22 protein-coding genes and 1 tRNA gene are annotated in these 21,259 nt (G+C 39.6%); 11 read left to right on the top strand and 12 right to left on the bottom strand.

All coding sequences use genetic code 11. From position 1 onward, the window contains the following. Positions 1 to 2: 2 nt before the first annotated feature. A complete protein-coding gene (locus K0I73_RS12740) occupies positions 3 to 1,115 on the bottom strand; it encodes an efflux RND transporter periplasmic adaptor subunit (protein WP_220061471.1) in 1,113 nt (370 codons plus the stop codon). Positions 1,116 to 1,257: 142 nt separating this feature from the next. On the opposite strand from K0I73_RS12740, the gene K0I73_RS12735 reads away from it, so the two are divergent. After that, a complete protein-coding gene (locus tag K0I73_RS12735) occupies positions 1,258 to 1,875 on the top strand; it encodes a TetR/AcrR family transcriptional regulator (protein ID WP_220061470.1) in 618 nt (205 codons plus the stop codon). A 116-nt stretch (positions 1,876 to 1,991) separates the two neighbouring features. After that, positions 1,992 to 2,894 (top strand): DUF6268 family outer membrane beta-barrel protein, encoded by a 903-nt coding sequence (locus K0I73_RS12730; protein ID WP_220061469.1) that lies wholly within the window; start codon positions 1,992 to 1,994, stop codon positions 2,892 to 2,894. Between the two features lie 81 nt (positions 2,895 to 2,975). Here the strand turns inward: K0I73_RS12730 and K0I73_RS12725 are convergent, their stop codons facing one another. The 3 genes from K0I73_RS12725 to K0I73_RS12715 all read right to left on the bottom strand — a co-directional run bounded on the left by K0I73_RS12725 (position 2,976) and on the right by K0I73_RS12715 (position 6,653). Next, complete coding sequence (locus K0I73_RS12725; RefSeq protein ID WP_220061468.1) at positions 2,976 to 3,536, bottom strand: chalcone isomerase family protein; 561 nt, start codon at positions 3,534 to 3,536, stop codon at positions 2,976 to 2,978. Positions 3,537 to 3,578: 42 nt separating this feature from the next. Continuing rightward, a complete protein-coding gene (locus K0I73_RS12720) occupies positions 3,579 to 4,058 on the bottom strand; it encodes a DUF2947 domain-containing protein (protein ID WP_220061467.1) in 480 nt (159 codons plus the stop codon). A 114-nt stretch (positions 4,059 to 4,172) separates the two neighbouring features. Continuing rightward, complete coding sequence (locus K0I73_RS12715) at positions 4,173 to 6,653, bottom strand: motility associated factor glycosyltransferase family protein (protein ID WP_220061466.1); 2,481 nt, start codon at positions 6,651 to 6,653, stop codon at positions 4,173 to 4,175. Between the two features lie 383 nt (positions 6,654 to 7,036). On the opposite strand from K0I73_RS12715, the gene pseB reads away from it, so the two are divergent. The 5 genes from pseB to K0I73_RS12690 are packed head-to-tail and all read left to right on the top strand — an operon-like array spanning position 7,037 to position 11,364. Then, entirely contained in the window at positions 7,037 to 8,038 is a 1,002-nt protein-coding gene (gene pseB / locus K0I73_RS12710) for a UDP-N-acetylglucosamine 4,6-dehydratase (inverting) (RefSeq protein WP_220061465.1), read from the top strand. Positions 8,039 to 8,073: 35 nt separating this feature from the next. Next, positions 8,074 to 8,760 (top strand): pseudaminic acid cytidylyltransferase, encoded by a 687-nt coding sequence (pseF, locus tag K0I73_RS12705; RefSeq protein WP_220061464.1) that lies wholly within the window; start codon positions 8,074 to 8,076, stop codon positions 8,758 to 8,760. After that, the gene (locus K0I73_RS12700; RefSeq protein WP_220061463.1) at positions 8,761 to 9,654 is read left to right on the top strand and encodes an SDR family oxidoreductase; all 894 of its coding nucleotides are present in this window, start codon (positions 8,761 to 8,763) and stop codon (positions 9,652 to 9,654) included. Continuing rightward, the gene (locus K0I73_RS12695) at positions 9,620 to 10,708 is read left to right on the top strand and encodes an N-acetylneuraminate synthase family protein (protein WP_220061462.1); all 1,089 of its coding nucleotides are present in this window, start codon (positions 9,620 to 9,622) and stop codon (positions 10,706 to 10,708) included. Before K0I73_RS12700 ends, K0I73_RS12695 begins: the two co-directional genes overlap by 35 nt. Continuing rightward, on the top strand, positions 10,690 to 11,364 hold the full coding sequence (locus K0I73_RS12690) for a glycosyltransferase family 2 protein (protein ID WP_220061461.1): 675 nt from the start codon (positions 10,690 to 10,692) through the stop codon (positions 11,362 to 11,364). Before K0I73_RS12695 ends, K0I73_RS12690 begins: the two co-directional genes overlap by 19 nt. A 36-nt stretch (positions 11,365 to 11,400) precedes the next feature. Here the strand turns inward: K0I73_RS12690 and K0I73_RS12685 are convergent, their stop codons facing one another. The 5 genes from K0I73_RS12685 to K0I73_RS12665 form a co-directional block, all read right to left on the bottom strand. Beyond that, positions 11,401 to 12,021, bottom strand: coding sequence for a pseudaminic acid biosynthesis-associated methylase (locus K0I73_RS12685; protein ID WP_220061460.1), 621 nt, complete (start codon positions 12,019 to 12,021; stop codon positions 11,401 to 11,403). Between the two features lie 466 nt (positions 12,022 to 12,487). Beyond that, entirely contained in the window at positions 12,488 to 12,727 is a 240-nt protein-coding gene (locus tag K0I73_RS12680) for a hypothetical protein (protein ID WP_220061459.1), read from the bottom strand. Positions 12,728 to 12,776: 49 nt separating this feature from the next. Beyond that, positions 12,777 to 12,852: transfer RNA gene (locus K0I73_RS12675), tRNA-Arg, on the bottom strand. Positions 12,853 to 12,929: 77 nt separating this feature from the next. Continuing rightward, complete coding sequence (locus tag K0I73_RS12670) at positions 12,930 to 14,087, bottom strand: flagellar assembly protein FlgT (RefSeq protein WP_220061458.1); 1,158 nt, start codon at positions 14,085 to 14,087, stop codon at positions 12,930 to 12,932. 181 nt (positions 14,088 to 14,268) lie between these two features. Then, complete coding sequence (locus tag K0I73_RS12665; RefSeq protein WP_220061457.1) at positions 14,269 to 16,053, bottom strand: GSCFA domain-containing protein; 1,785 nt, start codon at positions 16,051 to 16,053, stop codon at positions 14,269 to 14,271. Between the two features lie 315 nt (positions 16,054 to 16,368). On the opposite strand from K0I73_RS12665, the gene K0I73_RS12660 reads away from it, so the two are divergent. Both K0I73_RS12660 and K0I73_RS12655 read left to right on the top strand, forming a co-directional pair. After that, entirely contained in the window at positions 16,369 to 16,995 is a 627-nt protein-coding gene (locus K0I73_RS12660) for a FlgO family outer membrane protein (protein ID WP_220061456.1), read from the top strand. Continuing rightward, positions 16,992 to 17,438, top strand: coding sequence for an LPP20 family lipoprotein (locus tag K0I73_RS12655; RefSeq protein ID WP_220061455.1), 447 nt, complete (start codon positions 16,992 to 16,994; stop codon positions 17,436 to 17,438). The genes K0I73_RS12660 and K0I73_RS12655 overlap by 4 nt, the downstream gene beginning before the upstream one ends. A 35-nt stretch (positions 17,439 to 17,473) precedes the next feature. Here the strand turns inward: K0I73_RS12655 and K0I73_RS12650 are convergent, their stop codons facing one another. The 3 genes from K0I73_RS12650 to flgA all read right to left on the bottom strand — a co-directional run bounded on the left by K0I73_RS12650 (position 17,474) and on the right by flgA (position 19,056). Further along, complete coding sequence (locus tag K0I73_RS12650; protein ID WP_220061454.1) at positions 17,474 to 17,899, bottom strand: flagella synthesis protein FlgN; 426 nt, start codon at positions 17,897 to 17,899, stop codon at positions 17,474 to 17,476. Between the two features lie 6 nt (positions 17,900 to 17,905). Beyond that, positions 17,906 to 18,229, bottom strand: coding sequence for a flagellar biosynthesis anti-sigma factor FlgM (gene flgM, locus K0I73_RS12645; RefSeq protein WP_220061453.1), 324 nt, complete (start codon positions 18,227 to 18,229; stop codon positions 17,906 to 17,908). Positions 18,230 to 18,348: 119 nt separating this feature from the next. Further along, a complete protein-coding gene (gene flgA, locus K0I73_RS12640; RefSeq protein ID WP_220061452.1) occupies positions 18,349 to 19,056 on the bottom strand; it encodes a flagellar basal body P-ring formation chaperone FlgA in 708 nt (235 codons plus the stop codon). Positions 19,057 to 19,263: 207 nt separating this feature from the next. Between flgA and K0I73_RS12635 the strand changes: the two genes are divergently transcribed. Next, a complete protein-coding gene (locus tag K0I73_RS12635) occupies positions 19,264 to 20,184 on the top strand; it encodes a chemotaxis protein CheV (protein WP_220061451.1) in 921 nt (306 codons plus the stop codon). Between the two features lie 155 nt (positions 20,185 to 20,339). After that, positions 20,340 to 21,179 carry a CheR family methyltransferase gene (locus K0I73_RS12630; RefSeq protein ID WP_220064373.1) on the top strand — a complete coding sequence of 280 codons (840 nt, stop codon included), beginning with the start codon at positions 20,340 to 20,342 and terminating at the stop codon, positions 21,177 to 21,179. The last annotated feature ends 80 nt before the right edge of the window (positions 21,180 to 21,259 follow it).

Raw genomic sequence — 21,259 nt, 5'->3', positions numbered from 1 at the left:
ATCTACCTCGTTGCAACATTGGCATTGAGAGTGACGAGTTCACCAACGACGAGTTTGTGTAGGCCTTGGGTCACGTATTGCTCTCCGGCGGAAATCGCGCCAGTGACATAGGCTTGTTGCCCCTTGGTGTAGATGATCTCAATGTCCCTGCGTTCGATAAGATACTGATCGTTATCATGCTTTGTTAAAACATAGATGTTCCATAATCCTCTTAAGCCATCGGTTAGTGACGATATGGGGATCCAATATCCTTTTGTAGCGACCGACTTGCCGTATTGTAAATAGGCGAGTTCACCGTTTAGCACTGGCGCATCATTTGGCAGGGTAAAGCGGACCGGAACCGTTCGAGTCACAGGATTCACTTCTGCGCCGACACCCGCTACAGTAGCCTGATATGCTAGGTCATTGACAATCAGCGTGAGCTTTTGCTCTGGGGTTAGAACCTGAGCAATATTCACTGGCACGCCAACCATTGCCTGTGGATTATTGTGCTCGATAAGGGTGAATAGTGGCGAACCTATGGTTACGACCTCGCCAAGATTATGATTTCGCTTTGCGACAACACCATCGAATGGTGCCGTTAATCTTGATTTGCTGATTCTGAGCTTATTGGCATCAAGAGCAGCGATGAGTCGTTGTCTGGCCGCTTGCAAGCTGTTGAGTTGGCCTTTAAGTTCATCGAGTTGCTGCTCTGAAGTATATCCCTGTTTTTTCAGTTCTAGGCTGCGATTCAAGGTGTTTTTAGCCAGCTGTAGGTTTGCGCTGTTTTGTGCAAGATTGGCGTGTAACTCTTGGCTTTCCGCTTCGAGTAAAGAGGTGTCTAGCGTGGCCAACATTTGTCCTGCTACAACCGTGTTGCCGCTATCAACTGCTAAATGATTAACTTTACCTGCCAATTCAAATCCGATAGCGGTAGTGTTACCCGAGCGGATAATGCCTGTGAATTGTTGCGAGATATCGTAAGTGTCAGATTGAACCAATATATGACTCGAAACCTTTGGATAGTGTGGCGTTTCAGTCGGGCTGTCATTTTGCTGCTGGCAACCACCGAGTAAGAGCGCAGCGGTAAAAAACAGCAGGGCAGATGCAGAGTCTTTGCGATTAAAAATTTTCATTCTGACACGCTTCCATGGTTAACTTCAGGTTAATAAAACGTTAATCTAGACTTGGCAGTCTAATTCAAGCAAACTAGACTGTCTAGTCTAGTTTTTTTGTCGAATATGTCGTTTATTTTAATAACCAGAGTATGGAGTTGTAATGGTTCATTCATCCCTTAGCCGCAGTGAGCAAAAGCGATCTCAGATATTAGAAGCTGCGATAGCGCTATTTTGTGGGCAAGGATTTCCCAATACCAGTATGGACGAAGTGGCTAAGAAGGCGGGCGTTTCTAAGCAAACCGTTTACTCTCACTTCGGTAGCAAAGACGATCTATTTGTTGCCTCAATAGAGTCTAAATGTGTTGTTCATCAAGTCACACATGAGCTGTTTGTCGATCCTAAACAACCGCAAACGGCACTGATGCAGTTTGGCGTCTATTTTGGTGAGATGATTATCTCACCCGAAGCACTCGATGTGTTTAAAACTTGTGTAGCCCAGTCAGATTCTCATCCAGAACTATCAAAGCTCTTTTTTAATGCAGGGCCGCAACATTTGCTCAAGTTGTTGGAAACCTATTTTGACCAAGTAGAGGCGATCGGTGAATATCGATTTGGTCATCTTCGTAACGCCGCGGTACAGCTCTGTATGATGCTTTTTGGTGAGATGCGATTAAGGTTAGAGCTTGGGTTACCCGTTGACGATATTAGCGCGGGTCGCAGTGAGTATATTAAGTCGTCAGTCAATATGTTTTTACGTGCTTATCGTGTTGAAAATTAGTTTAAACTAATGATCTCAAATGGGCTTAATATCGTATAAGTCAGTCAACGATATTTAAATCGGCATTTTGTTTGGCATGAGATAGTTGGTTTTTCTTGTGCACTAATGGAGATCGCATGGACTCTGCACAGAAATCGAAGATAGTCATCTTGTCATTAATGCTCGGCTGGTGTGCTTGTATGCCAGTTTCACACGCTGCAGCTAAGCCTTACTCCCCCCTTAGTCTTAGTGTTTCACGTATTGGAACTGGTGATGCCGATGTGGGTAACGGTAATTTACAACTACAGCGAGACGCATGGTTATTTGGTGCTAAAACGGCAATCCCATTAAATAAGCAGTGGTCGATGAGTTTTGGCGTGAACTATGACCGGCTCGATTATGATTGGGGAAGCCGAGCAGGGACTATATTGGGGAACAAGATTCAGACATGGCCGTCGGTTGATCGCTATAGTGCGAGTGTTGGCTTGAGCTACCGTCCTGATAAACATTGGATGTTTATATTTTCGCCTAAAATTCAATATGCTTATGCCGATGGCACCTCATTTTCCAATGCCCAGAGTTACGGTATGGTAGCGTCAGGTATGTATCGATTTGAAAATGGCAATATGCTGGGGCTCGGGGTCGCTTATCTTAACGATATCTCAGAAGTACGCACCGTTCCCTATTTGGCGGTTAACTGGCAGATAACGGACAAGCTAAAATTGGGTAATCCTTTTTCGACCGGCTTTAGTGGTCCTGCGGGATTAGAGTTAAGTTACCGCTTGAGCGACGCTGTTGATTTTGGTCTTGGAACTTCTAAACGGACACAAAGATTTTTGGTTAGGGACGAAGACACCACCATGGAGATAGATGAGTTAGTGGGTTTTGTTCGAGCGGGATGGGCAGCTTCTCAATCATTGTCGCTAAACGCGTATCTTGGTTATTATTTTAATAGTGAGCTTGAGCTGAGTGAACCTCGTAGTACTGAAGAGATCGATGCTCAGCTAGCCTGTGCGTTAGCTGCAGAATATAAATTTTAACCAGTTTTAAAACAGAAATGTGAGAAAGACCAAGTCAATTAGACTTGGTCTTTCTTTTAATCATGGGATTTTCGACAATATTTAGTTATCCAGCATCGCCTTTTTCAGGCTTTTTTGAGCAGGTTTATCACCTAACCATATCATCAATAGGGCCTGTCTAAATGGTTCTCCCCCTATCGTCGCTTGTGGCTTGCCATTTTTATAGGCGGTAACACCGAACATTTTTTTTGCTTCGAATGTAAATTGATCTCCCTCAACAATGTCATCAGAAAACAGCGCCATAAAAGCATCAATTTGCGATTGTATTGGTTCAACTTTATCATCGGTTGCATCTTCAAAGCCTTCGATGATGGCATTGTGCATCTTATCTGAAGTGATCATGCCTGAGGTAATATTGAGGCGTATTACTGCAACTGGCGCATCTAATACCGCTTGAGTATCGCTCACTACGCTGGGTGTATAAAGACTACCGACATAGAGATCCATAAAAAATTTACTGCGTACACCAGCGCCATTAAGTTGCAGTGTTTGTCCTGCAATATCGATGTCGTCTGCAATGTCGATATCGGCGACGGTTTTAGCACTTACGTTAAATGTGAGAAACCAAGTTGCTACTAACGCAAATGTTACGAGGAACTTCATAAAACCTCTTTGTTATTTTTGTGTGATGTTGGAGAGTGTGTATTAGCCGCGATGACCAATCTGATATTGGCCGCTTTGATGAAAAATCACCGCTTGCTTTTTCTTAGGGGAGATCAATAGTGGGCCATCATCGAAAAATAGGAAACTCTTCCAATTACGGACAAACAGATCCCAGCGGGTTTCAATAACTTGATATTTTTCATAGCAAAAATAGACTAGGGTATCATCTGACCAATCGATATGGTTACGCAGCAATTCAGGTAGCTCGACTGCCTCGCTATCCCAAGCGCTTTGCCAATGATCGGTTTCGATCCACGCATCTACTTTGGCTGCCCAATCGCCTTTGGTAAACTGTTCTGTACGGCTACTTTTATTACTGATCCACTTGTTCCACACTTCCATTGACGATTTCTGATCTAGCGGCTTGATACCCGCCTTATCTTCATCGGTAACAGGCAGATCTTTATGATTAAAGATCCATTTACGTTTGTATTGTTCGAGTGGGATGTAAGTATGTGCCACAGAGCCTCGCTATTGGAATGTATGATTTATTCGGCGATTATTATACGGTTTGATAGGCAACAAAGGAAACGGCGCCAGCCGATAAATTACCGTACTGGCACAGAATAGTCAGAATTAGTAACCAATCTGTTGTAGGTAACTCATTGCGGCTTGGTTGTTTGGATCTAAGTCTAGTGCATTTTGAAAGCACGATTTAGCTTCATCAATTTGACCAAACTCGGCTAAGAAAATACCGAGTTTTAGGAGGACAGGGATATCCTCAGGGTACTTATCCAAGTAATCAAGATAAATGTTTAGGGCTTCCTGTGGTTTATCATTGAGCCTTAACGCATGGGCATATTGAGGGAGGTATTCATCGCTGTATTGGATTATTTGCTTAAAATAATCTAATGTAAAATCGAGTTTATTTAGTTTTAAAGATAATTTTATAAAGTGTTTTAATTCATTCTCTTTCCTTTGTTTTGGTGCAATGGAAAGTAATGTATTTAAGGCTTCCTCGTCATCGCCCTCTAGCGTCAATTTGTAACTCAATGCGAGACAGTATAATGCTTTTATTTCTGGCTTGTTACTGTCTCTATGGGGGTGCAAATATTGCACCATTTTAGAAATACCTAGTAAGTGTTTGTTTCTAAATAAAATTTCAAGCTTTCCATGTGCTTGTTGAATGTTGTTGATATCCTCAACGTTGTTATTAGGTTTTTTATCATTAAGCCGTTGCTGATAACTTGTGATTGTTCTATTTAAAAGGCTGCTTTCTTCGCTAGATAATAATGGAACTTTCTCTTGATGAATTGTCTGCCAAATTAGCGCGCGTCCAGATTGGTTGTCTTTTGTCCATTGTTTTACAAGAGCTACTATATCGCCACGAGGATGCAACTCTTCCAGCCTTGAGTGTGTGCGTGACATAGCAGCATCAATTAAAGCTTGTAGTTCAACACAAATCGTTAAATATGCATTGTAGTATGTTTTTGACATCTGATTGATCTGTGATTGAGTCCAATCAGAGCTGTTTTTGGTTGATAGAAATTTAGAAAATTCATAGTAACCATAAAATTTTATTAACGTAGATTCTGCAGAGAAACTGTTATTAATCCTTTTTTCAATTTTTTCGAGCTGTTCCGATAGTGGGCCTATTTTGTGCGAGTCACTAGGAGAGTTACTGATATCATTTGTTAATTTTTCAGCGTCTTTTAATAATGATTCTAATTTAACCAACCTTTCATTCGCGTGGGTTAATTCTTTGATGCAATGCTTGAGGTCCAGTTCTTTTTCTGATGTAGTTATTAGGTATGAATCAGGCGAAAGTATATTGCTAAATTCGTAGTCAATCGGTGTTAAGCTAATTGAGTTAGCATCACAATAGCTCACACCTGCTACTTTGGCTGCGTTTTCAGATAAGTTAATGAAGTCGATTTGTGGTGACTCTGCTACTTTATCTTGTAGTGATCGTGCGGCATGAAGAAGTTGAATTGGGGTTTCGGCCATTTCACCAGAGTATGTTTCTACCCATTCAAACATTTTTCCAATATTGGGGGGTAACTCTGCATCATATGTTCCTTGAGCGTGTGTCACCCCAGTTTGCGAGTGACAAAAATCAACCCCACATAAAAGTATCCGATTAAATCCCATTTCATCAGCTATCTGAATAGCACTATTTGTTACTGTAGGACCAGCGTTTAAAAAGTTGTCACACTTATCATCTGGCGTCCAAGGAAAACGTTTAGATGTGTACATTACGCTACCATTCCATTGACCTATGATCTGAGGACTTACATGATGTGAACAAATTAATAGATGTTTACCTGCTAGAGGCATCATCTCTCTATATACTTCGAATGCGTGATCTTGTGGGTCGACTGACACTAAAATATCGGAATGAATACCTTCTTCTGTAAGTTTACCTGCTAGGCGAGATACTGAGAATATGATGAATTTATCTTGATTTTTTTTAATCCATTTAAGGTTAGTATCTAGTGAGGGACCACCTCCCAATATTATACATGTTTTCCCTTTAAAACTGTTGCGTAACCTTGAAGCAGGCACCAGATTTTCGGCAACATTCTCAAGTTGTTTTTTTATAAAAATTTTTTGATTAAATCCGATACTTCGCTCAAAAAACTCGTGTTCAATGATCTTTTCAACTTCTTGATTTAAAATGGTATAATCATCGATGTAATGACCAGATACCGCAAGCGATTGATGAATTAAAAATTGTTGTTTGACGATAAAAAGATTGTAAAGCTCTCCTTTTAGAAGGTCTGGCAATGATGCTAAGTCACATACTGCTATTTTATCTTTTTGGTGACTGGGAATGTCGATGTTTAATAAGTTCAGAATACTATTGAGTTCTACAAAGAGAAATTTACTTCCCTCTGGTATAGTGTTGTTTATTACGTAATTTGCAAGTAAACCAGAATCAAGACCAATGACAATTTGCAGTACATCTACTTGTGAAAACGATTCTTTAAATTGTTTGTTATATAAGCTAGTTGAGTCCAGGCGCTCAAAGGTATTCCTATTTACGCTTGGTAAGTAGGTTTCATTGAACTTACTGAGAGCAAAAACTTTTGATACTTCAAATGTTGAGTCAAACATAGGTATATGTTTTCCTTTGTGGCTATTGGCACTTTCATTTGGCGTCAAGATTTTGGCATTTTAGCCATTAGTAGCGTTTGATGTGCCTGCAAATTGATCGTTATTGCATAGCATAGCTAAAAATGTGCCATCAATATCGATGATTATGACTATATTGCTATATAGTCATTAGGTTAGCAAAAACTTAGAGGATATCGTCGTTTACGACATATACAATAGACCGCTTATCGTCCCAATATTGCTTCGGCGATGTTTTTTGTTCTGCGGCTCGACTTTTTTACATTTGGTGCGTATTTTGCATTATGACGTTAAATTTCTTAGTGTGGTAACTTTGAGTTTGTTCTCATTATTCCGTAGGCGCTACAGTGGCAACTGGAGATAGTATGTTTGACAATAAATCGATTCTTATTACAGGCGGTACTGGTTCATTTGGCCAGAAATATACTAAGACTATATTGGAGCGCTATAAACCAAAGCGATTGATTATTTTATCTCGTGATGAGCTCAAGCAGTATGAGATGCAACAGATTTATAATGCGCCTTGTATGCGATATTTTTTAGGTGACGTCAGAGATGCTGACCGCATGATGCAAGCGTTAAATGGGGTCGATTATGTCATTCATGCGGCAGCAATCAAACAGGTTCCTGCTGCTGAATATAATCCTATGGAGTGCATCAAAACGAATATTTATGGCGCTGAAAATGTCATTAAAGCGGCCATCGCGAACAATGTGACTAAAGTTATCGCGTTATCTACTGATAAGGCTGCATCTCCTATTAATTTATATGGAGCAACTAAATTAGCATCGGATAAACTATTTGTTGCTGCCAATAATATGGTGGGTAAAGGCAAAACACGTTTTGCTGTTGTGCGTTATGGTAACGTCGTAGGCTCTCGCGGTTCTGTTGTGCCATTCTTTAAGAAGCTAGTTAATGATGGGGCTGATTACTTACCAATAACTCATGAAGAGATGACTCGTTTTTGGATAACGCTTCAACAGGGAGTCGATTTTGTATTAAAGAATTTTGCACGTATGTATGGTGGAGAGATTTTTGTACCCAAAATACCTTCTGTACATATTAAAGACCTAGCTAAAGCCTATGCTCCGGATTTAGAGACTAAGATCATTGGAATCCGTCCAGGTGAAAAGTTGCATGAAATTATGTGTCCAGCAGATGACTCTCATTTAACGCTTGAATTTGAAGATCATTTTGTGATCTGTCCTAGTATTAAATTTTATAACGATGAACATTCTTATACGCGTAATTTAATTGATGAGGTTGGTACACCTGTTGACCAAGGTACAGAGTACCATTCAGGTAAGAACCCAGATTTTCTTTCTGTTGAGCAAATTTTAGCGTTTGATAAGTTAGCAGAACTGTAGTTTTAGTTCGTTTTTAGATTTATAAGGATTTGCTTATGAAACCTAAGGTACTCGCTATTATTCCTGCAAGAGGAGGTAGCAAACGAATAAAACGAAAGAATATTAAGCCGTTTTTAGGGCAAGAAATTATTGCTTATCCTATTAAGGCTATTTTGGAGTCTGGTGTGGTAAATAGATTAGTTGTTTCTACAGATGATAAAGAGATAGCTTGTGCCGCCAAGAAGTTTGGCGCAGATGTCCCCTTCATGAGAAGTGCTCAAAATGCGGATGATTTTGCAACTACTTTTGATGTCGTTGAAGAGGTTATTACACAATTAGAAGAAAAATATGATTACGTATACTGTGTCTATCCAACATCGGTATTTGTAACCAGTGATTTAATTAGAGATGCGCTTACTGCACTAAATACAAACCCTAGTGCTACTAGTATTGTTACTTGTGTTGCTTATTCTAATCCAATTCAACGTTCGTTATCTTGTAAGGATGGATATCTTCAATCCAATCATCCTGAGTTTTATAATACACGATCCCAAGATTTGCCTAAAAACTATTCAGATGCTGGTCAGTTATACCTATTTAAACCAGATGTTGTTTTACAAAGCAAAAGGTTAATTACCGATAAGTGTTTGCCACTGGAGCTAGATGAAAGCCGGACTCAGGACATAGATAGCGAAGTTGACTGGGCGCTTGCTGAGCTTAAATATAGCTATATGGTTAATTAAGTGGAAAAGGTATTATTAATCGGTAGTACAGGGTTGCTAGGTAGTGCTTTGTCTGCTTATCTTAAATCATTTTATCAATATGATGTTTACGGATTGAGCCGACAATCAGCTAATGCTGATATTCAATTGGATATTAGCAACACTGCAGACGCATTGGTTTTTTTGGCGGAGTTAGAACCGGATTATATTGTTAATTTGGCTGCTATAACTGATGTGGAAGCATGTCAAAGAAATTTAAATTTAGCATATAGAGTTAATTGTAAAATTGCTGAAAATTTATCTTTGTATGCTGTGAGGTTTTCTAAAAAACCTGTATTTATAATTCATATCTCTACTGATCATTTTTATGATGAAGAGGGTGATTCGAAAGAAAGTAATATTGTTATGCTAAATAACTATGCAATAACAAAATATTGTGCGGAAAAATCACTTCCTATTAAACAGTCTGTTATTTTAAGAACTAATTTTTTAGGGCGTTCACATGTTAGCTCAACGCCAAGTTTAACCGATAGTATGTATGCAAGATATCTTTCAGGTAGCGATATTAAACTTTTTAATGATGTTTTTATCTCACCATTATCGATAAAGAGATTATGTAATGTAATTTTAGTGTGTTTACAGAAAAAGATTCCTGGAACATATAATGTAGGCTCGAAAGAAGGCACAAGTAAAGAAGCTATAGTTATCAATTTTTTTAGATGGTTAGGTATTAAAGATTTTAAATATGAAAGCATATCTATAGATAGCTTGCCTCAGCTTACAGTTAGGCCTAAAGATATGAGAATGGATGTTAATGCTTTTGAAAAGGCCTATAATTATATATTGCCAAATTTAAACGATGAAATTAGAGAAATAGCAGATGAGTATAAAACGTCAGATATCAAGTGTGATTGAAATCGGAAAGCGAGTTATTACTCGTGAATCTTCTCCTTATTTTATTGCCGATATCGGGGCTAACCATAACGGTGATTTGCAGCGTGCAAAAGAGTTGATTTATCTCGCAGCAGAAGCTGGTGCTGATGCCGCTAAGTTTCAACATTTCAAAGCTGACACTATTGTTAGTAAGGTGGGCTTTGAAGCACTTAACGGGCAGTCCTCTCATCAAGCTAAATGGAAGAAGTCAGTCTATGAAGTGTATAAAGATGCCTCAATTTCTACTGATTGGACTGCGGAGTTGGTGGCAGCATGTCAAGATGCAGGTGTAGATTTCTTCACGAGCCCTTACTCGTTAGATTTGGTTGACTATATCGATCAGTATGTCTCTTGTTATAAAGTCGGATCTGGTGATATTACCTGGTTGGAAATCATCGAATACATGGCCAAGAAAAATAAGCCTATGTTACTCGCATGCGGGGCGTCTTCTATGGATGAAGTGGTTGCAGCTGTCGACGCGGTACTATTACACCAAGGCCAACTTGCCATAATGCAGTGCAACACCAACTACACCGCCTCAATAGAGAATTTTAAGTATATTAATCTCAATGTACTTAAGACTCTAGGAGCCATGTATCCTGATGCGATTTTGGGATTAAGCGATCACACTCCTGGACACGCTACGGTGTTAGGAGCAATTGCATTGGGTGCCAATGTTATTGAAAAACACTTTACTGACAATAATGATCTAGAAGGTCCTGATCATAAGTTTGCCATGAACCCAAGCGCATGGCGTACGATGGTAGATGTATCACAAGAGTTACATTTAGCCCTAGGCAATGGGATTAAAAAAGTTGAAGATAATGAACGTGAAACAGTGGTGCTGCAGCGCCGTTCAATTCGATTAAAGCATTCGCTTAAGCAAGGACATACTATAGCTGCGCAGGATGTAGAATTTTTAAGACCTTGCCCAAAAGACGCATTAGCGCCATATGAAGTTAACCTTGTGATTGGTAAAAAACTCATTCAGGCATTACCCGCAGGGGCACATATAAAGTGGAATTATCTAAAGTAGCGGTAATTATTCCTGCATACAACGAAGCGACTTCAATCGGTTCAGTTATTGCAGAACTCAATGATTATATGCCTGGTGTGAATATTATTGTGGTAGACGATGGATCTGGTGACAATACGGCCAAAGAAGCTGAGACCGCTGGAGCGACAGTGGTTACTTTGACCACTAATCAAGGGTATGCTAACGCCATAGAACAGGGCTTTATACAGGCGCTTAACCAAGGTTGCTATCAATATGTGGTTACTGTGGATGCTGATGGTCAACACCACCCTAAATCTGTCAAAGCGATGATAGAGCTGGCGCAGAATACTGATGATCTGATTATTGGTCAACGAACACGAGCTGCAAGATGGTCTGAATGGCTCTTCGGTCTGTATTTTAATGCAAAGTTTTCGGTAAAAGATCCACTGTGTGGTTTACGTCTTTACCGATTATCGATGTTCGCTAAGTATGGGGCATTTGAAACTTATGACTCGATAGGCACTGAGTTGATGACGTGGATAATACTTCAAGGTAAATGTTATAAAACTCTTGATGTAGAAATTAGGTATAGAGCTGATAAGCCAAGATTTGGCACCGGCTTTTCTGTAAATCAACGTATTTTTAAAAGCTTGCTTACAACGTTGTCATTTGTAAAGCGACATCAGTCAACATAGTTTAAGGCGCCAGCTGTTCGTGACGCCTTGATGTTTTTACGATATTTTTTCTAATAAAAACCAAGTCATATCATCTTGCGGAAAACGATTGTCTCTGTGATAAACAAAGCCGTAATCAACCAATTTTAGATCAGGGAATTTATCTAACATTTCACCGGCAAAATCACGCTTAAACAATCGAGACTGATGGCCACGGTAATTAACTTCAACAGGGGTTGGGTTATAGTATTCAGACAAGCAAATATAACGACTGCTAGATTGATAAAGTAATTGATAAACATGATCTAGTTCATCAGGATTTATGTGGATCAGAACCCCCTTTATTAAGGCTAAGTCATGCTGCTCTTTAGGAATAAACTCTAAAATAGAAGTATGGTGTACGGTTAAATCACTAAATCTGGCCAATTTCTTAACAGCGTTGTCATTGATTTCAATAGCTGATAGAGCAGCGTTTGGAACTAATACCTTTAACGCTTCAAGATTTAAACCAATATTAGAGCCAAACTCGATTATTTTTTGCACATTTCGGGTGCGTTTTAGAATTGCTGACAGCATAGAGATATTGGCGGCGACTATGGTATCACTCTTATTACGCTCAATGTAGTTATTGCCAAACTCTCCAGCCCAAAATGCTTCTTGTTCAGTTTTGAATTTCATAATGTTCCTATTGTTCGCTTTTTTAATTTGAGATAACTTATATTCTAGATAGTCTGTAAGTCCCTGCCAATCATGTTTCTGTTGAGCATTGAGCATTGAGCATTGAGCATGCTAGGCAGCATGTTTAAAATCGATTGTTGATGGCTTAGTTACGGCAACAACAACTCTAGCTGAATTAAACATTGTCGTAGTTGTGATGAGCCTTCAGCTTCTTTCCAATCAGTAACTCATGGGCTGCTCTTATAAGTTGTGTTACTAACGTATCAATTGCTTGGGTTGTCATGCAATACACTTTCTATATTGGGTACCTTTAATTTTAGCGCTAATCGGATGTCTACATGGTTGTCAATTAACCATTCATTTTGGTCTGTATACGATATAACCAAGGCTAACAAAGGTAAGCTTAATGGACAAATATCGATAACGGTGCATTTTTGGGGGCGCGATAATAGTATCGGTACATCGCCTATGACAATACCGTATACAGTGACTTATCTGCAGTCTTTGGGGCGTTGCTCAATAATGGTTTGGATCTGGGTCTATCATGACGACTACAGAGCTGAATGCCGTTAACGCTAATGGTTTGGTTTTGGCTGGTGACGAATGTTGCGTTGAGATGATCGAAAGAAACTTCTTGGAGGCTTGAGGCGATATCGGGCCAACGCTGGTTGATGATATTAAGGTTTTCAGCAAAAAGCTCAGTCATGACGCTATCCTAGAAGTTTTACTTCAATGTAAAAGATAAATTCACTAACTGGTCTCCCCACAGGGACTCGAACCCCGATCGATCGCTTAGGAGGCGACTGCTCTATCCTGTTGAGCTATAGGGAGACGTCAGTGATTATACTGTTTTTCATCTCGATGAAAAGGCTTTAGATTTAGTTGCTTAAATAGTGTTCTAAATCCGTCTATATTTTTATCGCGATATCATTAATTTGAATATTCAGCGCTGCATTGGCACCTTCGAGTATTGCTGTTGCACTCTCTTGTGTGACTTGGTCTATGGTGATTGTTGCGCTGCTTTTACTTGCCACCGCTCGCATGTTCTCAAGTCTATCTGGCATGTTTTGTTGGAGTACCAACTGGAAACTATCACCTACTTTTATGCCATTGTTACGGCCGAGATTAATAATGACTCGATTGTGCTGCCGGGAGACTATCTGTCCAAGTAGAGGCCGACAACTGAGCACTTTATCGATATCTACACTTGCTTGAGTTAACACAGTGTCAATATTCTTGCCATAGCTTGAATCCCAAAAGCGATTACTTTGGGATGATACAGTTTCTTGTTTTTCAAATTCCCATTGAGCAGGTGAGTTATAGGATTCACTCCAAATTTGCTCTCCACTAATGCCATGGTAGAGAGACAAGCGAATTTGAAACTGCCTTTCTGGTGAGCTATCCCATAAACCGAGTAAGCTGCTTGCCGCTGGGCTGGTTGAGATGTCTATGATTTCGGGTAATAGTACATATTGGCTATCGGTGATTTCACTTAACCAGCTCGGCAGGCGATAACCGCGTATATCAACTAATGACTGGGTTATGTCTAAGCGCTCATCCGCATGGATATTTGGGAAACTGGCTTTGCCGTGCTGACGTATAATATTTCCCAGTCGCTGAGAAAGTTCTTTTTGAAAGTTACCAATGTTGCCGTATCTTAATTGAGCTCTGTCGTTAATTTGTGCCTGAGTAACTAATATTGCTGCTTTTAGGTTTTCAGTTTGACACTGCTGTTCTGAGGTATTTAACACATCGACACGAAGATTGACTGTAAGTATTTGTTGATCGATTTGCTCACTCAATAGCTCGACCTGTGACGCATGTGTCAATTGCGTGATTGTAAAGTTATCTTTAGCCAGCAGGCCATTTTGTACTTGTTGCTCACTGCTAAAGTTGCCTCCAGACTTAAGTGTTACATAACTTAGCGCTTGCTGTATGGCATCTTCTCTAGCTTGAGTAACATTGCCATTGATAATTTTTGCTTCTCCAGACGTTTCTATCCATTGTGCGAAAGCATTTAAATGGATTAAGGAAACAAGGAAAATCAATAAATTAATTTTTTTCATTACTCGTTCTCTGGTTGATACTCTTGCCTTAAGCTCTACCGGTAGTGCCAAAATGATGACTATTTAATGCCGATAATTGAACCTAAACTCTGTTATTACAGTGAATAAGCAATAAATGTGCCTAGTGAACTCAATTAGTGTAATGACAGATACTCTGACGTTACCTCTTACTGAATAGTGTTTACGCTTTGTTCGACTGGTTTATGAGCGTTAACAGTTTTTTTGCTAGCCAAGAATAATATTTGTCATTACCGTGAATCCAATCTTGTTGCTGGTCTGCGTATTCTATAGTCGATAGATAATTTTCTGGATCTGTTACTTCTTCATCGAATGCTCGTGCTGCATTGAAGAAGGTAACGCCAAATTCAGTCCATATATATTCCATCGCATTAAAATAGGCATAAATGATATTTTTCATGTTTTTAGATTCTTCAAAATACTGACTAAATGGTGGATCTGATATCACGATGACTTTGTGACCATTTTCGTGAAGCTTAAGTAAGATGGAAAGCTGTTCTGTGAGATCGTCATTAAAGTAATCAACGAACTCTTTAAGTGTTATTTCCGCTATTCCTTGTGGGTAAGAATTTTGTATCCATGTTGTAAATCTAGATATATTTTGATGAGTTTGTAGCCCTAAGTTTGTAATAATAGTTGAAGTTAGAGGGGGGCGTTTTTGTTCATGACTATTTAAGTTGTTAAATATTACTGACCATAACTTTCTCGATATGGCATTCTCTAGAGGAACAAAGTATTCGGTGTCACACAGCGCAAATTTCTTTTGAGAGAAACCTGAGCCATTCATCACCATACCGCCACAGTGTGTAATATTCATTCTGTCAAGTGCTGTTGATAATTTACCCATATGGCTGTCACCAAATAGGGTAAGATCGCATCTTGGATTGTCTAGTGATTGTTTTGTCAGCTTGGCTGCGGACTCGATGAGTTCTTCGTCGCATACAACTTCTTCAGTATCTGCTGTTCTGTGCTTAACATTTGAAAGCTTATTCTGATTGGAGTTTGAAGTCATATTGTTAGTGTTATCTAGCACCATTCTAAAGTGTTCCATTACATAGTTTACGGCCTCGGGAGTAACAGTTCTTCGATTCGTTTCAAACCTAAAATCGCTATCTGTAGAAACGGTAATGAGTTCGAAGGAGGGGAAATATTCGAAATTGTCATAGTTATCACAAATGTAGCTGGCAGCAGTGCGCAGTAGTGATTTAGAGTGTTGATTTGCGACTAGTACGTGCTTGTTGGTCATTGTTGCCGTCAGTGGCACAGGGGATACGGTTAGTATAACTTTGATGTGCGAATTGATTGATGTAAGCCGTGATTCTAGTTGTTTTAAATCTGAGCAAATTTCATCATATGAAAAGTTATGAAATTGATGTGCTTCCTCGTTAAATTGTCCAGATATGACACCTGGACAACTAGGATAGAAAATATTGTTTTGATCTTTCCAAGACTCTGTTAAACCAAGTGTAAAAATAAGCAAGTCTGTATTTTTAAGGGTTTGATACATCTCTTTTGCGGCTAACATTCTCGCCTTAACTAACTCATCTTTTGTATTGAAACCAGAGGGATAAACACTAGGTCTTAAGAGGTCATAGTAGCGGTTGTTTTCATTATTAATAGCGCAAGCAATATCAAAACCTTTATTCTCATCAATAATATCAAACCACTGAAGAAAGCATCGCGGGGTGTATATGTTGCCGAAAGCAAAACTTGAAACTTGATTAGTTTCAATTGTGCTTTGATTAAATAAATAACCTTCTTTATTAAGCCAACGCCCAACATGCTGTGCAAAACAAGAACCTGCTGATGAAATTTTCGGGTTTTCAATCGGTAAATTTATTCTATGTAATTTATCGAATGTCTGATGACCAAGGTTGATAGAAGCAACGCCACTGCGCCAAAAAAAATTTTCATCTCTGTTGTTATAGGGTGTTCTTTTTCTTTGCATAAGAGCTTCCTAAATTCATGGATATGTCATAAAAATAGGACTAGCGACATTTATATGACAAAAGTGAACTAATGATGTGTTGAAGCAAATATTATGCCTACTGCATGGCATTAAGGTATTGCATTAAAGTATTTCGTTGTTTTGCCGATGGGATGACATCAATAGTAGATTATCTTTATAAGTAACGGCTTGAAAATTGCAGTACTCTTTACTGTGAGCCTAATTTTGACGTTAAGATTGCAATTCCTCTCGAATCTCTTTTAGTTAAATGGCCCGTAGGAATGACGTTAATATTTATATTATTTAGGAATTATTATGCGGAAAGTACTTTTAACTTCGGTTATGTTGATGTTAGGCGCGTGCTCGACCACCGACGACCGTGATTCGCAAGCTTTGGTTAGCGGCAATCATTTGCCGTCTACTTCGGCGGTAATACACTTAACTCAGCAACTGGCTAATGAACTGGTGAGGCAAAATGATCAATTAACACCAAAACAACCTTTATTGGTTGCAACGCCAGTGTTAATAGAGACGCTGATGGTAACTAACAGTTTAGGTCTACAAATTCAGCAAGGGTTAATTGCTGCTCTGCATGATCATCAATTTAATCTAATCGATCTTAATGTTGGTGATAACGTCAGAGTTACAGACAAAGGTGATTTTTTACTGACACGAGATTGGCGACAATTGCCTTCAGATCTACCAGTAGAGCATGTACTGGTCACTACCATGAGCCCGTCTGTAGACGCGGTATTAATTAATAGCCGTATTGTTAATGTAACCAACAATCGAGTGGTATCCGTCGCTTCTGCTAGCGTCGGCGTGTCAGATTTACCAGGTTATTTAAGCATGTCAGATGCTGTGGTGTCGCAAGATGGTTTATTATTTCGTAATCAATCTGCGGGACAAGGCAAAATAAAGATAGGCGGAGAAGTACAATGAAGAACATGGTTATTGCAATGGTATTGATATTGGCAGGCTGTGCCTCTCAAGATAGATATATTCAGTGGGAAACAGAAAGTCCAGAATCGTTTCCAACATTAACTGCTATCGGTTATGCCCCGCTGGATACTCAACCCGCGAAAGAACAATCACAGCGAGTGTTAATGGCAATGCAAGCGTCTAAAATTGCCGCATATCGAGAATTGGCTGAGCAAGTGTATGGTCAGCAACTTAATGCATCAAGCCAAGTACGAGATTGGATGTTATCTGATGACAATATTCAAGCGTCGGTAAGTGGGGTGATTCGTGGAGCGAAAGTCATTAAGAGTTATCCCGCGGGAGATCATTATGTGACAGAGTTAGAATTAGATTTCTCTCAAGTTTGGGCGCTATATCAACAACAGAATCGACCTCAAAAAGTCAAAGACGTTACCTATTTTTGAGTCGTTACGGATAAACGTAGTTCTACTACGTAGTTTTACGCTTTTAAGTCATTACCAAGTGTTGATATGGTAGAGGTTCTTCCTTTGCCGTCATAGGTGAGGCTAGAGGCGTTTCTGCTGGCTTGGAGTGCTTGCGAGAATCGGTTGATGCTTGCCATACTATGTTCAATCAATGTCTCATTTTGTGCATTTAACTGTTTGCACTCATCTAACGTTTGCTTTGTGAGGTTAACAAGTTTAAGTAGTATCTCATCACTTTTGAGCATCGCGTTTTCAGGATGTAACGATAACATCTCATCACCAGATTTGATCTCATCTAACAACTTTGCTTTATCATTAGCTAGCGCTAATAATTGATCAGCGTTTTGAGCAATCAGTGCCGCTTTTTCTGCTTCAATAATCGCTTTTAAGCTGCTTAATAGCTTATGTTGATTGGTGACTATATCGGTTATCGAATCCATAAAAGGTTAATTCAAGTCCTGCAGTTCATTTTCAAATTGCGCAATATTACTCGCTAGCTTATCTGCGTCAACTTTATATCGACCTTCGGCAATAGCAGTTTTGATTTCTTCAACTTTTTTGAGGTCAATTTCAGGTATATTACTTAGCTTTGCTTGTACGCTTTGCAATTGCTGAGCCTGAGATGTAATTGACACTGAATCACTTTTTACGCTTTGAGCGGGGGCTTTCGCCTGCGAAGAAGTACTCGCACTTTGCGATGATGTGCTGGCCGACGGTGTTGCGATTCGGTTATTAGTGCCTGTATTTACTTGCTTTATATTAATAGCCATTGTGGGTTCCAACTTTTTAAAATGAGATCAACATACTTGTGTATCGGCACTTACTTTTATAGCTTTAGTCAATTTTGTCCAACTTTGGGCAAATTTTTACTGTTATGAGTTTATCTAATTTACATTCTAACTTCTACTTCACCTATGTTGATCACTGCAGCCTCTATTGTTTTATGGGATTTACTGTTCTTTACTTGTATTCGGTCACCTAAATTGCCGTCAGTTAAGGCTTCACCTATAGTCTTTATCTCAAAACTTGCAGAGCGAGCAAAGATTGACACCATATCGCCTTTGCAAACAAAACAAAGGTTATTATTAAAAATAGGTTGGTTGGAGGCAATTCTGCGTTTAACTCTGGTGCCCGTCACCTGAGCTAGCTGATCAAATTGCTGTCCACGTAGGTTGGTTTGGTCAATATACTCAATCTTTACTTGATCTGTGGCGATGATATCACCTGGACCTAAGGTCTGAGTCGCTACAACTACGGGGTAAAGAATATCAACACGAACAGAGATAAATATTTGCCAAGGATATTGCAGACTAGGTGTTTCACAACTTATTTTAACCGTGTTGTTACGCCCAACTTCTCTATCGCTAGCGATTTCCGCTTTAATCTCAGAACTGCAAGCTGGCGGTGATAAACGAGTGTCTAGGCTTTGTGGACTGATCTCTACTTTAGCATTATTTGGTACCGTTATTTTTGACTGAATCACATCTATCGCTAAGTTTGAAATTGTCGTTAAAGAGGGCACAGTTGCAGTTTCCGACCCCAAGACAGGGTTAGAACAGACTACAGCGGCTAAAAAATACCAAATTTTGTTTTTCATATTGAATAGACTAGCTTGAACTGCCAGATTGCACCTATACTTCTGTTTGTGGCCGAAAATTTTGACATTTATTATGAAAATTAGAGTCATAAATTTGACAAAATTAAGGTCTGGTTGTCATATAGTTAGATAAAGCAATTAGTATGCCTATACTCATGATAAACATGAGGTGGCTTCGCATTCACCCGACAACAGGGCAAAGGCATTATGTCGAGTATTCTTGATTCAGTTAATAAAAGAACCCAACTTGTAGGACAAAACCGCTTAGAGTTGTTGTTATTTAAGTTAAATGGTCGCCAGCGGTTTGGGATCAACGTATTTAAGGTTAAAGAGGTGCTTCAATGCCCTCCATTGACGGCTTTACCTAAGTTAAACTCTGTCGTTCGAGGTGTTGCTCATATTCGCGGGCAAACCATTTCAGTGATCGATTTAAGCGCGGCAACGGGCGGGCGTCCAATCGAAGATACGTCAGATTGCTTTATTATTATCTCCGAATATAATCGCAGTGTTCAGGGCTTTCTAGTTAAGTCTGTTGAGCGGATCATTAATATGAACTGGGAAGCTATTTTGCCACCACCACAGGGGGCTGGACGCTATTCCTATCTTACTGCGGTGACAGAGATCGAGGGGGAATTGGTTGAAATTTTGGATGTAGAGAAGATCCTCGATGAAATTTCACCTGTTAAAACTCAGATCAGTCATGAAGTCGACGAAAAACTCACCATAGATCGGGAGCGTCATTATCATATTATGGTGATTGATGATTCAGCTGTAGCGAGGAAGCAAATTGTCAGAGCATTGGAGTCACTCAACTTACAGATCGATACCGCCAAAGATGGCCGGGAGGCATTGGATAAGTTAGTGAGTGTTGCGGCTGAGATGGATAATGTTGCCATAGAGATCCCTTTGATCATCTCTGATATCGAGATGCCAGAGATGGATGGTTATACGCTAACTGCAGAGATCCGCAATAATCCTAAATTGAAAGACATCAAAGTGGTTTTGCATACCTCGTTAAGTGGCGTGTTTAATCAGGCAATGGTCGAGAAAGTTGGCGCGAATGACTTTATTGCGAAGTTTAATCCCGATGAGTTAGCCGCTGCGGTGAATAAGCATTTGAGTTTGTAATTGGAGTTGGCTTTTTATTTGAGCGTAAGTATTGCAAGCGCCTAAATTTGATAAGTTTATACTTGTTTCAACTAGAAGGCTCATGTATAACGCTGAGCTGTTTAAAGCTTGCTATAGTGTATGTTGTAGCCTGTTTTCTTTTTTGATATTGGGATATCAAGGTGCCGAATAAATCACTTGCAGAAGCTGAGTACAACCAATTTAGATTATTTCTGGAACAACACAGCGGTATAGTGTTGGGCGATAATAAGCAATATTTAGTACGTAGTCGCTTAGCGCCCTTGATGGGGAAACATAACCTACCATCGTTGTCAGAAGTGGTTAAGCATTCTATGAAGCCCGCCGAGCGTCAGTTACGGGCTGAGGTGATCGATGCGATGACCACTAACGAAACGTTATGGTTCCGTGACCGCTACCCTTTTGAATTGCTTGCTAATAGTTTATTGCCCGAATACTCTCGCTTGGGACGCCCGTTAAAAATCTGGTCAGCAGCCTGCTCTTCAGGCCAAGAACCTTATTCTCTGGCGATGACCATATTAGAATATCAACAACGTAAACCTGGAGCATTGCCTGGAAGTGCGTCAATTTTAGCGACAGATCTATCACCATCTATGTTGGAGCGTTGCAAAAATGCTGAGTACGATAATTTGGCGCTAGGTAGAGGGTTGTCGGATGAGCGTAAGCGTCAGTTTTTTGAGTCTTCAGGTACGAGTTCCATGACGATAAAGGCGAACGTTAAACGTTTAGTCAATTTTAGAGCGCATAATTTATTAGATAGTTATACCTTGCTCGGTAAATTCGACATAATCTTCTGTCGTAATGTACTGATCTATTTTGCCCCAGAGGCAAAGGCTAAAATCTTGCGGCAATTTGCTGCCGCATTAAATCCTAAGGGAATCCTTTTTTTAGGTGCATCAGAGTCTATCGCAGGGTTGACGGAAGAGTTTGATATGGTCCGTTGTAATCCTGGGATCTACTATCAAAAGCGTACCTAGTCATCTTTACGTTTGAAATTACAGTAATAATAATGTCAGCCAAGGCTGGCATTTTTTATGCCTGCTTCATTGTTAATCTA

It is taken from the genome of Shewanella mesophila, from assembly GCF_019457515.1.
GTDB classification, from domain to species: Bacteria; Pseudomonadota; Gammaproteobacteria; order Enterobacterales; family Shewanellaceae; genus Shewanella; species Shewanella mesophila.
The sequence above is the reverse complement of the archived record's forward strand: the minus strand, read 5'-3'. Positions and strand labels throughout refer to the sequence as shown.

What these genes read in the sequence shown, in the direction of transcription:
- K0I73_RS12650 (WP_220061454.1), bottom strand. Translation starts at nt 17,899, where the DNA reads ATGGATTCGATAACCGATATAGTCACCAATCAACATAAGCTATTAAGC.
- K0I73_RS12695 (WP_220061462.1), top strand. Translation starts at nt 9,620, where the DNA reads ATGAGTATAAAACGTCAGATATCAAGTGTGATTGAAATCGGAAAGCGA.
- K0I73_RS12730 (WP_220061469.1), top strand. Translation starts at nt 1,992, where the DNA reads ATGGACTCTGCACAGAAATCGAAGATAGTCATCTTGTCATTAATGCTC.
- K0I73_RS12635 (WP_220061451.1), top strand. Translation starts at nt 19,264, where the DNA reads ATGTCGAGTATTCTTGATTCAGTTAATAAAAGAACCCAACTTGTAGGA.
- K0I73_RS12665 (WP_220061457.1), bottom strand. Translation starts at nt 16,053, where the DNA reads ATGCAAAGAAAAAGAACACCCTATAACAACAGAGATGAAAATTTTTTT.
- K0I73_RS12725 (WP_220061468.1), bottom strand. Translation starts at nt 3,536, where the DNA reads ATGAAGTTCCTCGTAACATTTGCGTTAGTAGCAACTTGGTTTCTCACA.
- K0I73_RS12660 (WP_220061456.1), top strand. Translation starts at nt 16,369, where the DNA reads ATGCGGAAAGTACTTTTAACTTCGGTTATGTTGATGTTAGGCGCGTGC.
- pseB (WP_220061465.1), top strand. Translation starts at nt 7,037, where the DNA reads ATGTTTGACAATAAATCGATTCTTATTACAGGCGGTACTGGTTCATTT.
- pseF (WP_220061464.1), top strand. Translation starts at nt 8,074, where the DNA reads ATGAAACCTAAGGTACTCGCTATTATTCCTGCAAGAGGAGGTAGCAAA.
- K0I73_RS12735 (WP_220061470.1), top strand. Translation starts at nt 1,258, where the DNA reads ATGGTTCATTCATCCCTTAGCCGCAGTGAGCAAAAGCGATCTCAGATA.
- K0I73_RS12715 (WP_220061466.1), bottom strand. Translation starts at nt 6,653, where the DNA reads ATGTTTGACTCAACATTTGAAGTATCAAAAGTTTTTGCTCTCAGTAAG.
- K0I73_RS12740 (WP_220061471.1), bottom strand. Translation starts at nt 1,115, where the DNA reads ATGAAAATTTTTAATCGCAAAGACTCTGCATCTGCCCTGCTGTTTTTT.
- flgA (WP_220061452.1), bottom strand. Translation starts at nt 19,056, where the DNA reads ATGAAAAACAAAATTTGGTATTTTTTAGCCGCTGTAGTCTGTTCTAAC.
- K0I73_RS12670 (WP_220061458.1), bottom strand. Translation starts at nt 14,087, where the DNA reads ATGAAAAAAATTAATTTATTGATTTTCCTTGTTTCCTTAATCCATTTA.
- flgM (WP_220061453.1), bottom strand. Translation starts at nt 18,229, where the DNA reads ATGGCTATTAATATAAAGCAAGTAAATACAGGCACTAATAACCGAATC.
- K0I73_RS12680 (WP_220061459.1), bottom strand. Translation starts at nt 12,727, where the DNA reads ATGACTGAGCTTTTTGCTGAAAACCTTAATATCATCAACCAGCGTTGG.
- K0I73_RS12685 (WP_220061460.1), bottom strand. Translation starts at nt 12,021, where the DNA reads ATGAAATTCAAAACTGAACAAGAAGCATTTTGGGCTGGAGAGTTTGGC.
- K0I73_RS12655 (WP_220061455.1), top strand. Translation starts at nt 16,992, where the DNA reads ATGAAGAACATGGTTATTGCAATGGTATTGATATTGGCAGGCTGTGCC.